Here is a 12,657-nt window from a genome sequence, read left to right as displayed (position 1 = left end):
GTTGACGTTCGGAATCGGGGTTTGACGGGGTGCTGATCAAAGAGAAACCCCCGTATGATGGTGGTTTCAGAGGGTTTGACGGTCCCTTACAGAAACGTCAAATTGGTTCTTATACCTGGAGCCGAAACGTCACATCTTCCACCTCGGCTCAACGCACCGCATCTCGTCCAGAGGTAGCTCCTTTAGGGCGCTTACATACACTATTGCATGTAGTTTTCTGTCTTTCCGAAACTATTGCCACCTTCGTTATCTGGAACGCGAGATGCGTGACAATCCGAAGCTCTCCGTCATTCTCTGCCAGTTGAGTATGCGTCAATATTCCTATGTCTCGATATGACAAAGGAGAATTGTCGTGGCAATGAGCGTTTCAGAATTCATCGTAGAGCGTCAGGCGGAGTTGGGTGTTGCGAACAGAGATCTGGCTGAGGCAGCTGGCTATCACAATCAGAATGTCATCACCATGATTCGCAGAGGAAAGACGAAGCTGCCCTTGGATAAGGTGGAGCCCTTTGCCAGGGTCCTGCGTGTCGATTCAGCGTGGCTTTTCCGGCTGGCCATGAGTGAATATATGCCAGAGACACTGCGGATGATTGAGCAGTGCTGTGGGCCGATGACTACGAACAATGAGCGCTGCATGCTTGAGGTGTGGCGACATGCTAACAATCAAGCTGATCCGGAGGTCGGCGATGATATTCGAAAAGGCTTTGAGTATATTGTCAGATTCGGCAGAGGCGGTAAGCCTTTATGATGCGTGAACTTAACCTTAGATAGCTTCAGCGCGCTGATTTAGTCATAGTGTTCGGCGCGACGGATGCTCAGTATGAGATAGTGGGAATACCCTCTTGTTGTGCCCGGTGAGTTAGGGGGATATAAGAGGGTTTTATATTAATGGTTAGATATTTCAGCATGCATGATTGTGCTCCAGAAAATTAACTCCCATCGGAATAACTCTCGACCTATGGCGCCTTATACGAAGTATTTGCCGGCATTGAGCGCTGAGCACTGCTAGCCACACTGCTTTGCCTAAAGCCGCCTGCTTTCGAAGGCAAATTTGTTTTAGACGCTGTGGTGGTCTGCTCCCTTGGCTGAACGGAGCTTTCTGGTATGATGAAGGAGTGGAGGGGTTGTTTTTGAATTTAACGTTACTTAAACGATAATTTGGTTTTTGCCTTCCTCCGAGTAGTGCCTTGATTTTTGTTTTTTGTGATGGTAATTTGCGAATGCCACCTTCGGGGGTTAATCTTGGCGGAGTCAAATGCCGCTGATTGACAACAATGTTAGCATGAGGATCGCGAACCTGCAGCGCCTCTACCTCGTAATCCAAAATGCTACTTTCAGTGTTATCGGCGTCTTGTCGAATAGCGTAAAGTGAAACCCCGAAGGTGGCTTTAATGTTGGATTCTAGCATTACGCCTAGGCGGCTGGCTGAGTTGCTAGGAACTACCTATCCCAATCTTTGCCATACCGCCTATGGAATTAGGCCTGATAATCTATACAAAACTTTCTTCATTCCTAAGAAGATGGGTGGCCTTCGAGCCATTTCATCACCTGACGAGAAGCTGAGGTGTTTGCAGAACAGGCTTAAGCCTTTGCTTGAAGATTTATATGTCCCGCACTCGGCTGCAACAGCCTTTGTAACGGGGCGAGGTGTTATATTCAATGCTCGCCCTCATGTGGGGAAAGCTTTGGTTTTTAATATCGATCTATCTGATTTCTTTGGTCATATTAATTTTGGTCGTGTTAAAGGGCTTCTGTGTTCACCACCGTATAGCCTTAACCCCAAGACAGCTCAGCTCGTTGCGACTATTTGTTGTTTTCATGGCTCAATCCCCCAAGGGGCACCTACCTCCCCTGTAATCTCAAATATGGTAAGTCGACAACTTGATCGTCGGTTATCATTGCTGGCTAAAAATAATCGTGCATTTTATACGCGCTATGCAGACGATATTAGTTTTTCGTTCCGTAACTATAATTGTGAGGGAGTGTGTTACTCAGTCAATGGAGTGTATCACCCATCAAGAGAGCTGGTTGAAGTTGTTGAAAAAAGTGGCTTCTCGCTGAATGACAAGAAAACTCGGGGCGAAAGCTCTCGCTCGAGACAAGTTGTGACTGGCTTGAAAGTTAATCGGAAAATTAATGTAGATCGCCGCTATGTGAGAACAACAAAGGCTATGATTCACTCTCTTTCCATTGATGTTGACGCAGCCAATGTTGTCTTTTTAGAAAAAAACCCCGGCAAGCAGTTTTCCAAGCTTGAGAACGTTGTTGCGGGTAGGGTTGGTTTTATAGGGATGGTTAAGGGGATTGATTCTTCTGTTTATCAAATGCTCGCTAAAAAATATAACAGTCTTCCCTTGGGGCGAAAGCTTCCTACAAGAAGTCATCGCTTGGTGAATACTGATATTAAGTTCAAAAAAATGGCGAGGCAGAAATATCTTCAGCAATGTGTGTGGGTTCTCGATTTTGAGGGGATTCCTAATATTGGTGAAAACGAAGAGTTTGTTCAAGGGACGGCTTTTATGGTTAGAGGTCAAAAGGTTTTGACCTGCTCTCATACGTTTAGCAAGGCTGGAGATCCCGCGAATTGCTATATCTCAAGAGTCGGAGATCCTGGCACTAAATACTTGATGAAAGTTGTGGGTCGATGCAGGATTCGTGATGTGGTTGAGCTCGATTTTGTTGTCCGCCCCAGCGATATGTTTCAAAGTCTCGACATATACTACAAGGAAGAAATGTTTCCTGGGTATCAAGTTTCCTTGGTGGGCTTTCCAGATCACATGGTTGGTCACACAACAGTAAGCATCTTAACAGCATCTGTCACATCACATGTGAATATCTCGACTGTAGATAACTATGAGGTCGATGTTGAAATTGGCGCAGGCTTGAGTGGCGGTCCTGTGGTTAACGATTTTAATCAGGTAGTTGGTATGGTTGTTAAGGGGCGGACATCTTCGGTTGACTTTGTGTCGCGTGAATCTAGCTTAACAGGTAGGAATGCTTTCATTAGTGCAAAGCATTTTTTGCAGCTTTAAGCTTTTACCGCAAGATAGAATCTGCTGATGTAACGTATGAAATAGCAGCAATTGGCAGGCCACGAAAGAACACTGCAAAATTTCCGGCCACGACAGGAGTCTCATCGAGCCCTACGTCTCGCCGCCACAGCGAAAGGGGACCCAAACTGGCGACCTTACCGAGCTGCTGCCAAGTCCAAGCCAACTACCCACAGGTATCGCTGTTGGCACGTTCCATTCTCCAAAAACGAAAATACCCCAGGGCTCGGCGCATCCCAGGATGGTAGAAGGAGGTTAGCCATGAACGCGATTTCAGAGATTCTGCGCATGCTGGTCATCGCTGCACCCCTTCTGTTAATTGTTGCCGCTGCCACCACTTGGGCTGTAACTGGTATCCTGAAAGGGCTGCATGAGAGGGAGCGAGAGCAGGGGAAACGGAAGCGCGGAAAAAATCACACCCACTGAGCCCTTGCCCCGATGCATGAATTGCGCTGAGCGGGCTTGGTGCTGCATCCTGCGGCAAACGACATCCTATTTCGGCCGCTGGAGCGGTCCTACACTACCCCGGCGGCCGAAGTCCTTTCTCATGTATTGACTGAGCTGACGCCCCACTTTGCCCTGAATGCCTTCTACCGGATCGATCCGAGATCGGCCTCGGGATAGTCTACTGCCTCGACAACATCCCGTAGGAAGCCCAAGTGCTGGCCTCGACCATACCGCGACGTCATCGGCTCATTGGCATGGCCGAGTATCCAGCTGATGTCGTCACGGATGGCCTCGCCTGCTGGCAACCTTCTTCTGCTGGGCAACGCCAGCAAATTTTGGCCGGAACGAGGTAGCGGGATGCTTGTGCTGTCGTCACGTTGGTCGTAACGGGGCATGCGGCAGAGCTAACGCTTAGCTAGGTAGCGCTACTCAATCTAGGGGGCGGGGCAGGGGGCGAAGATGGTTTTGCTGAGCTTTTGCAGCAGGCTGACGACACTAAGGTGTTGAAAAATTTGGCGCCCCCTTCAGGATTCGAACCTGAGACCTTCCCCTTAGGAGGGGGACGCTCTATCCAGCTGAGCTAAGGGGGCGACGCGGAGCGCATTATAGGGAAAGTCGGGGTCGAGATAAACCGCCGAGGACAGAGGCGCCACGCTGCGTTACCTTGCCGCACCGTTGGTCCCGGCCGTTCGTCGGCGGCCGCAGCCAGCGTATAGTAGGTCGCGCTAATCACCGGCCCGGACCTCTCCATGCTCAAGCGCCTGCTCCCCCTGCTGATCCTCGCCCTCGGCATCGTCGGCTTCATGGCCCTGCGCCTGACCCGGCCGGAGCCGCCGCCCGCGGTGCCCCAGGAGCGCAGCTGGCGGGTCGAGGCGCTCACGGTCGCCTTCGCCGACCATGTGCCGGTGCTGCCGCTGTTCGGCGAGGTGGTGGCGCCGGAGCGGGTCAGCCTGGTGGCGTCGCTGGCCGCCCGGGTCGCCGAGCGGCCGGTGCGCGACGGCCAGCGGGTCAGCGAGGGCGACCTGCTGGTGGCCCTGGACGACGCCGACCTGCTGCCGCCGCTGCGCCAGGCCGAGGCGGAGGTGGCCGACCTGGAGGCCCAGGTGGAGAACGAGCGCCTGCGCCACGAGAATGATCGCCTTGCCTTCGAGCGTGAGAGAGAGCTTCTGGCCAGCGCCAATCGCCAGCTGGAGCGCAACCGCTCGCTGGTGGAGCGCAACCTGGCGTCCCAGGCCGACCTCGACACCGCCCGCGACGCGGTCGCCCGGGCTCGGCTCAGCGTGACCACCCGCGAGAGCGCGGTGGCCGAGCACCCCTCGCGCCTGGCCAGCCTGGAGGCGCGCCTGGCCCGCGCCCGAGCGGCCCTGGCCACCGCCCGGCGGGACGCGGCGCGCGGCCGGGTGCTGGCCCCTTTCGACGGCGTGGTCACCGACGTGGCGGTGGCCCCGGGCGACCAGGTGGCGGCCCGGGCGCCGCTGCTCTCGCTCTATCCGGCCGAGGGGCTGGAGCTGAGGGCCCGGGTGCCGAGCCGCTTCCAGGCCGAGCTGGTCGAAAGCCTCGAGCGTGGCGAGCCGCGGCTGGCGGTGGCCGAGGAGGGCGGCCAGCGCTTCGTGCTGTCGCGGCTGGCCGGCGAGAGCGACCCGGCCGGCACCGAGGCGATCCTCGCCCTGGACGGCCCCGCCGCCGGGCTGCGTCCCGGGGCCCTGGTGGCGGTGCTGCTGGAGCGCCCGGCGGTGGCGGATGCCCTGGCGGTGCCCTTCGCCGCCCTGCACGGCAGCGACCTGCTCTATCGCATCGATGACGACGACCGGCTCGAGCGAGCGCGGGTGGAGCGCCTGGGCGAGACCCGGGGGCCCGACGGCCAGCGCTGGCTGCTGGTCCGCGGCGAGGGGCTCGCGGCGGGCGACCGGGTGATCGCCACCCACCTGCCCAACGCCATGCAGGGTCTGCGCGTGGAGGTGGCCGACGCCGCGGGCGCCATAGGCGAGGAGCCCTCTCCATGAGTCGACGGGGCGGGCTGATCGGCTTCTTCGTCCACCACAAGGTGGCGGCCAACCTGGTGATGCTGGTGATGCTGATGGGCGGCGCGCTCGGTATCGCGCGCATGAACATCCAGTTCTTTCCCACCTTCGCGCTGGACGTGGTCAGCGTGCGGGTGGTGTGGAGCGGGGCCTCTGCCGAGGACATCGAGCAGGGCATCACCAACCCCCTGGAGCAGCGGCTGCGCAGCCTGGATGGGCTCAAGCGCATGACCTCGACCTCCGCCCAGGGGATCGCCAACATCACCCTGGAGTTCATCGAGGGCAGCGACCCGGTGCTGGCGCTGGACGACGTCCGCCAGCAGGTCGACGGCTTCACCAACCTGCCGGCGGATGCCGAGACGCCGGAGGTCTCGCGCCTGGCCCGCTTTGAACCGGTGGCGCGGCTGCTGGTGCACGGCGAGCTGGACGAGCGGGAGCTGCGCCAGCTGGCCCAGCGCTTCGAGGACGAGCTGCTGCTGGCCGGCATCGACCGGGTGGAGGTCAACGGCCTGCCCGAGCAGCAGATCAGCATCGAGATCCCGGCGGAGCGCCTGCAGGGCCTGTCGCTGTCGCTGGAGGAGATCGCCCGGCGGGTGCAGGGCATGTCCCGGGACCTGCCCGCCGGCCTGCTGGGCCAGCGCGACAGCGCCCGGGAGCTGCGCTCCCTGGAGCAGCGCCGGGATGCCCTGGCCTTCGAGGACCTGGCCGTGCTCAGCGGCGACCGGGTGCAGCTGCGCCTGGGGGACATCGCGGTGATCCGCCAGGAGCCCCGCGAGGGCCAGGTCACCCTGGCCTACCGGGGGCGGCCGGCGGCGGAGCTGCTGCTGCAGCGCGCCGAGTCCGGCAACTCCCTGGCCGCGGCCCGGGTGCTGGACGACTGGCTGGACCGGACCCGGCCGACGCTGCCGGCCAGCGTCGAGCTGGAGGTCCACGACGAGTCCTGGAAGCTGATCGACGACCGCATCTCCCTGCTGATCGCCAACGGCGCGGGCGGCCTGCTGCTGGTGGTGATCCTGCTCTACTTCTTCCTGCCGGCCCGGGTGGCGCTGTGGGTGGCCATCGGCATCCCCACCGCCTTCATGGCGGCGCTGGGCGTGTTCTGGGGCATCGGCGGCTCCATCAACATGATGTCGCTGTTCGCGCTGATCATGGCGCTGGGGGTGATCGTCGACGACGCCATCGTGGTCGGCGAGGACGCCGATGCCCACCACCGCATGGGCGAGGCGCCACGGCACGCCTCGGCGGGGGCGGCGCGGCGCATGCTGTGGCCGGTGGTGGCCTCCTCGCTGACCACGGTGGCCGCCTTCATGCCGCTGCTGATGGTCGGCGGGGTGATCGGCAACATCCTTGGCGACATCCCGGTGATCATGATCTGCGTGCTGATCGCCTCGCTGCTGGAGTGCTTCGTGGTGCTGCCGGCCCACCTGCGCAACGCCTTCGTGCCCGGGGCGGGCGGCCAGCGGCCGCCCCGCGGCATCGCCCGCTGGCGCCAGGGCTTCGAGTCGCGCTTCGACGCCTTTCGCCAGGGCCCCTTCCGGCGCTTCTCGGCGCTGACCCTGCGCCACCGCGGCGCCACCCTGGCCGGCGCCCTGGCGGTGACCCTGGTGACCGCCGGCCTGCTGGCCGGCGGGCGGATCGGCTTCAACTTCTTTCCCGCCCCGGAGTCCAGCGTGGTCTATGCCAACGCCAGCTTCGTGGCGGGCACCGACCGCGCCACGGTGGCTCGCTTCCTCGACCACCTGGGCGAGACCCTGGAGGAGACCGACCGGGCCCTGGGCGGCGACCTGGTGGAGGTGGCCGTCACCCGCTTCGGCGCGACCCTGGAGGGTGGCTCCCCCGGGCGCAGCGCCGACGAGGTAGGGGCGATCATGATCGAGCTGGTCTCCCCGGACCATCGCGAGGTGCGCAACGCCGAGTTCATCCGCGGTTGGCGCGAGCGCATCGTGCTGCCGGCGGGGCTCGACAACCTGACCATCAACGAGCGGGCCGCCGGGCCCCCGGGCCGGGACGTGAACATCCGCTTGACCGGCGAGGACGCCGGCGACCTGCGTCGGGCGGCCGACATCCTCTCCCAGGCGCTCGCCGGCCTGCCCGGGGTGCTGGATACCGAGGACGACATGCCCTGGGGACGCGAGCAGCTGATCTACCGGGTCAACGCCTTCGGCGAGGCGCTGGGGCTGACCACCGGCGAGCTGGGCAGCCAGCTGCGCACCGCCTTCGACGGCCAGGTGGTGCAGATCCACCAGGCCGGGGCCGACGAGATCGAGGTGCGCGTGCAGCTGCCCCGCGAGCAGCGCGAGCGGCTCTCAACCCTCTCCAGCCTGGCGGTGAGCCTGCCCGACGGACGCCAGGTGCCGCTGGCCCAGGTGATGGCCCTGGACCACCGCCAGGGCTTCGAGGCGCTGCGCCATGCCGACGGCCAGCTGGCGGTGGAGGTTACCGCCGAGCTCGACACCCGTGCCACCTCGGCGGAGCAGGTGCTGGCGAGCCTCTCGGCGGAGCTGCTGCCGGCCCTGGCGCGGGATCACCACCTGCACTACAGCTTCGAGGGGCGCGCCGCCGACCAGCGCGAGACCCTGGCCGACATGCGCCTGGGCCTGCTGGTGGGGCTGGGGCTGATGTATGGCGTGCTGACCTGGGTGTTCGCCTCCTGGAGCCTGCCGCTGATCGTCATGGCGATCATCCCCTTCTCGCTGGTGGGGGCGCTGCTGGGCCACTGGCTGCTGGGCATCGACCTGACCATCCTCTCGCTGTTCGGGCTGTTCGGGCTCTCCGGCATCGTGGTCAACAACGCCATCATCCTGGTCAGCTTCTACCGCGAGCAGCGCGACCGGGGCCTGGCCATCGACGCGGCACTCAACGAGGCGGTGGTGCAGCGGGTGAGGGCGGTGCTGCTGACCTCGCTGACCACCATCGGGGGGCTCTTGCCGCTGCTCTTCGAGACCTCGCTGCAGGCCCAGTTCCTGATCCCCATGGCGGCCTCCATCGCCTTCGGGCTGGGCGGCTCCACGCTGCTGGTGCTGCTGGTCACCCCGGCGCTGCTCTCCTGGCTGGAGCACGCCCGCGAGGCACTGGCGAGGCGGCGGGCGCTGGCCTCGGCGGAGTCGGAGGGCTAGGCTTGATCCGCGTCGATGAGTACAGGGCAACGGCAAGGGAGAGCGCCCATGGAGATCCACGACTATCGTGCCCATGACGGCCTGGGGCTGGCGACGCTGATCCGCGAGGGTGAGGTGAGCCGCGAGGAAGTGTTCGACGCCGCCTGCGCGATGATCGAGGTGGGCAACCCCGTGCTGGGCGCGGTGGTGCGGACCCGCTTCGAGCAGGCCCGCGGCGAGGGGCGTGTCGTCGACCCGGCCGCCCCCTTCGCCGGGGTGCCGACCCTGACCAAGGACCTGCTGATGGCCATCGGCGGCGAGCCCCTGGCCTTCGGCAGCGCGGCCATGGCCGACTGGCGGGCCCCGGAGGACTCGAGCCTGGTCACGCGGCTGCGCCAGGCGGGCCTGGGCATCCTCGGCCAGACCGCCACCCCGGAGCTGGGGCTGATGGGGATCACCGAGCCCCGCGCCTTTCCCCACCCGGTCAACCCCTGGCGGCACGAGTGCTCCCCCGGGGGCTCCAGCGGGGGCGCCGCGGCCGCGGTGGCCGCCGGCCTGGTGCCCCTGGCCATGGCCGGCGACGGCGGCGGCTCGATCCGCATCCCGGCCAGCCACTGCGGCCTGTTCGGCCTCAAGCCCTCCCGTGGGCGCGTGCCGCTGGGGCCCATGTTCGGCGAGGTGTGGCAGGGCGCGGTGGTGGAGCACGCCCTGACCCGCAGCGTGCGCGACAGCGCGGCCCTGCTGGACGCCATCAACGGCATGGACGCGGGCAGCCCCTGGCCGCTGCCCCGGGAGCCTGGCTTCCTGGCGGCGCTGGCCTGTCCGCCACCCCCGCTGCGGGTGGCGATGTCCCTGGGCGAGCCGCTGGGCGCGGCGCTGGGCACCCGGCTGGACCCCGAGGTGCGTCGGGCGGTGGAGCAGGCCGCGCATCGCCTGGAGGGGCTGGGCCACCACGTCGAGTGGGCCGACCCGCCGGTGGAGGGCGGCGCCCTGGCCGACAGCTACCTGACCCTCTACCTGGGGCACCTGGCGGCGGACCTGGCCTGGATCGGCGAGCAGACCGGCGTGCCGGTGGGGCGGCTCGACATCGAGCCCGCCACCCGCGCCATCGGCCGCCTGGGACGCTGCCTGCCGGCCCGCGACTACGAGCTGGCCAAGCGCCACTGGAATGTCGTGGCACGGGCCATGGCCGACTTCCACCGTCGCTACGACCTGCTGCTGATGCCGGTGGCCGCCACCCCGGCCCCGCGGCGCGGCGAGCTCTATCCGTCGGCGGCCCGGGAGCGGCTGATGGCGCTGCTGGCCATCCCCGGCGCCTCCCGGCTGGCGATGAGGGCCGGCCTGCTCAAGCGCCTGGCCGCTGACTCCCTGCGCATGACCCCCTTCACCCAGCTGGCAAACCTCACCGGCCAGCCGGCCATGTCGCTGCCCCTGCACGTCACCCCGGAGGGGCTGCCGGTGGGCGTGCAGGTGGTCGGCCCCATGGGGGACGAGCGGCGACTGCTGGCGCTGGCCGCCCAGCTCGAGGCCGACAGCGGCTGGGGTCGCCACCTGCCGCGGCCGATCGGGTAGAATGGCCGGCGACTTCGCCGGATGCCGCCCATGTCATTGCCCATCGATCCCGCCAGCCCGAACGCCGTCTCGCCCCTCTCCGCGGCGGGCGACCGCCACTTCGACGGCCTGGCCGACAAGTTCGCCGCCAGCCTCTACGGCGGCAGCCGCGGCGAGCTGCGCCTGGCGCTGCTCGACCGGCTGCTGCCCGAGATGCTCGCCCTGCACGGCCAGCCGCTGCTCGACGTGGGCGGCGGCCTCGGCCAGCTGGCGGCCTGGTTCGCCGCCCGCGACCATGCGGTGACGCTGGTGGAGCCCTCCGCCGAGATGCTGGCCCGGGCCCGGCTCGCCCTGGCGGACGAGCCGGTGACCTTCCTCCAGGCGCCGCTGCAGGCGTTGCCCGAGGTCGCGCCCGGGCCCTGGCCGCTGATCGCCTGCCACGCGGTGCTGGAGTGGCTGGCCGACCCCCGCGCGGCCCTGGCCACCCTGGCCAGCCGGCTGGCGCCGGGGGGCCAGCTCTCGCTGATGGTGTTCAACCGCGATGCGCTGCGCTTCTCCAACGTGGTGAAGGGCAATCTGGAAAAGGCCCTGGCCGACCGTCTGGAGGGCAAGGGGCTGCGCCGGCGGCTGACGCCGATCTCGCCGCTGACCCATGCCCAGGTCACCGCCTGGAGCGCCGAGTGCGGCCTGGAGGTCCGTGGCGTGGCCGGCATCCGCATCTTCCACGACTACCTGCGCCGGCCCGCCGAGAGCGACGCCGACCGCGAGGCGCTGCTGGCGCTCGAGCGGCGCTACTGCCGCGTCGATCCCCACTGGCGGCTGGGGCGCTACCTGCTCTACACCCTGGTGCGCCCCGAGTCCCCCCCATCCGCTGACAGGGAGCCCCGACCATGAGTGCCGAGACCCCGGTCGGCCAGCTGCTGGAGCGGCAGGACGCCGATTACCGCGGCTGGTGGTGGGTGGCCCCGCCCCGGGATGGCTGGCTGGAAGCGGGGCAGGGCACGGTGGTCAGCGCCGACCTTGCCGTGCGCGCCGCCTGGCAGGCCGCCGGGCGGCCCGCGATCTCGCCCTTCGAGGCGCTGCCTGGAGGTCGTGAGGGCGCGCCGCCCGGGGCGGTGCTGTTCTGGCCCAAGAGCCATGCGCTGGGCGAGTGGTGGCTGCTGTGGCTCTGCGCGGTGCTGCCGCCGGGCACGCCGCTGCAGCTGGTGGGCGAGAATCAGGGGGGCATCAAGCGGGTGCTCAAGGTGCTGGCGGCCCTGGGGCTGGGCTGCCGCAAGCGCGACAGCGCCCGGCGCTGCGCCCTCTACGAGACCCGCCTGGAACGGGTCGCGCTCGCCCCGGACGACGCCTGGACCGCCTTCGACGCCCAGGTGGGTAGCGAGCGTCTGACCCTTGCCAGCCACCCCGGGGTGTTCGGCCACGGCAAGCTCGACGACGGCACCCGGCTGCTGCTGGAGACGCTTCCCGATATGGCTGGCGATGTCCTGGATATGGGCTGCGGAGACGGGATCCTGGCGGCCTGGCTGGCGCGTCGCGGGGCGCGGGTCACGGCGGTGGACGTCAACGCCTTCGCGGTGGAGGCGACGCGCCGGACCCTGGCGGCCAACGGCCTGGGCGGCGAGGCACTGGAAAGCGACGTCTACTCGGCGCTGGCGGGGCGCACCTTCGACGCCATCGTCAGCAACCCGCCCTTCCACCAGGAGCGAGCCATCGACTACGGCCCGGCGGCGCGGCTGATCCATGAGGCGCCGGAGCACCTGCGCTGCGGTGGGCAGCTGCTCCTCGTGGCCAACGCCTTCCTGCCCTATCCGGATCTCCTCGAACGCGCCTTCGGAGGCTTCGAGATCCTCGCCGACGACCGTCGCTTCCGGGTCTACCGGGCGGTCAAGGGCTGATCAGGCGACGCGCTCACTTGCCGGGATCGCGATAGGCGATCTCGGTGATCACGTAGGTGGTCTCGCCCCCCGGGGCGGCCACCGTCACCTCCTCGTCCAGGGGCTTGCCGAGCAGGGCCTTGGCCAGCGGCGAGTCGACGCTGATCCAGCGCCGGCTGGGGTCGATCTCGTCGTGGCCGACGATGCGGATCGCCATCTCCTCGCCCTCCTCGTCCTCCAGGGTGACGAAGGCCCCGAAGTAGACCTTGCCGGTGTCCGCCGGCAGGCGATCCACCACGGTCAGCTCATCGAGGCGCTTGGTCAGGTAGCGGATCCGGGCGATCACCCGGTTGAGCTCCTTCTTGTTGTAGGTGTAATCGGCGTTCTCGGAGCGGTCGCCCAGCGCGGCCGCCTCGCCGACCTTGGCCGAGAGGGCGGGACGCTTGACCCTCGAGAGGTGGTCGAGGATGCCGCGCAGACGCTCGGCGCCCTCGGCGGTGATCAGGTGGCTCTTGGGTTCCTGGCGCGGGTCCTTGGCGGGGTCGCGCCAGCGGGTCATGTTGCGGCCTTTCATGTGCTTCCTCGCAATCTTGCCTATGGCGGGACCATACGCCATGGG

Annotated in this window: 9 protein-coding genes and 1 tRNA gene; 8 read left to right on the top strand and 2 right to left on the bottom strand. The window is 65.4% G+C overall.

Annotated elements, in window-relative coordinates; genetic code table 11:
- The first annotated feature begins 358 nt into the window (after positions 1–358).
- The 3 genes from NFC98_RS13245 (at position 359) to NFC98_RS13235 (ending at position 3,476) form a co-directional block, all read left to right on the top strand.
- Positions 359–748 (top strand): helix-turn-helix transcriptional regulator, encoded by a 390-nt coding sequence (locus NFC98_RS13245; RefSeq protein ID WP_254275401.1) that lies wholly within the window; start codon positions 359–361, stop codon positions 746–748.
- A 643-nt stretch (positions 749–1,391) separates the two neighbouring features.
- Positions 1,392–3,032 (top strand): reverse transcriptase domain-containing protein, encoded by a 1,641-nt coding sequence (locus NFC98_RS13240; protein ID WP_254275400.1) that lies wholly within the window; start codon positions 1,392–1,394, stop codon positions 3,030–3,032.
- A gap of 279 nt (positions 3,033–3,311) precedes the next feature.
- Complete coding sequence (locus tag NFC98_RS13235; protein WP_254275399.1) at positions 3,312–3,476, top strand: hypothetical protein; 165 nt, start codon at positions 3,312–3,314, stop codon at positions 3,474–3,476.
- Between the two features lie 534 nt (positions 3,477–4,010).
- Here NFC98_RS13235 and NFC98_RS13230 read toward each other — a convergent pair.
- A tRNA-Arg gene (locus NFC98_RS13230) sits at positions 4,011–4,087 on the bottom strand.
- A gap of 159 nt (positions 4,088–4,246) precedes the next feature.
- Here NFC98_RS13230 and NFC98_RS13225 point away from each other — a divergent pair.
- Genes NFC98_RS13225 through NFC98_RS13205 form a run of 5 tightly spaced genes read left to right on the top strand, consistent with a single transcriptional unit; the run spans position 4,247 to position 12,059 of the window.
- Complete coding sequence (locus NFC98_RS13225; protein WP_254275398.1) at positions 4,247–5,500, top strand: efflux RND transporter periplasmic adaptor subunit; 1,254 nt, start codon at positions 4,247–4,249, stop codon at positions 5,498–5,500.
- Entirely contained in the window at positions 5,497–8,634 is a 3,138-nt protein-coding gene (locus tag NFC98_RS13220) for an efflux RND transporter permease subunit (RefSeq protein ID WP_254275397.1), read from the top strand. The genes NFC98_RS13225 and NFC98_RS13220 overlap by 4 nt, the downstream gene beginning before the upstream one ends.
- A 48-nt stretch (positions 8,635–8,682) precedes the next feature.
- A complete protein-coding gene (locus NFC98_RS13215; protein ID WP_254275396.1) occupies positions 8,683–10,185 on the top strand; it encodes an amidase in 1,503 nt (500 codons plus the stop codon).
- Between the two features lie 30 nt (positions 10,186–10,215).
- A complete protein-coding gene (locus tag NFC98_RS13210) occupies positions 10,216–11,058 on the top strand; it encodes a methyltransferase domain-containing protein (RefSeq protein ID WP_254275395.1) in 843 nt (280 codons plus the stop codon).
- Positions 11,055–12,059: a class I SAM-dependent methyltransferase gene (locus NFC98_RS13205; protein WP_254275394.1), complete on the top strand. Its 1,005-nt coding sequence runs from the start codon at positions 11,055–11,057 to the stop codon at positions 12,057–12,059. Before NFC98_RS13210 ends, NFC98_RS13205 begins: the two co-directional genes overlap by 4 nt.
- A gap of 13 nt (positions 12,060–12,072) precedes the next feature.
- Here the strand turns inward: NFC98_RS13205 and greB are convergent, their stop codons facing one another.
- The gene (greB, locus tag NFC98_RS13200; protein ID WP_254275393.1) at positions 12,073–12,612 is read right to left on the bottom strand and encodes a transcription elongation factor GreB; all 540 of its coding nucleotides are present in this window, start codon (positions 12,610–12,612) and stop codon (positions 12,073–12,075) included.
- Between the last annotated feature and the right edge of the window lie 45 nt (positions 12,613–12,657).

It is taken from the genome of Halomonas sp. 3H (assembly GCF_024206005.1).
In the GTDB taxonomy this organism is placed as follows: Bacteria; Pseudomonadota; Gammaproteobacteria; order Pseudomonadales; family Halomonadaceae; genus Halomonas; species Halomonas campaniensis.
The sequence above is the reverse complement of the archived record's forward strand: the minus strand, read 5'-3'. Positions and strand labels throughout refer to the sequence as shown.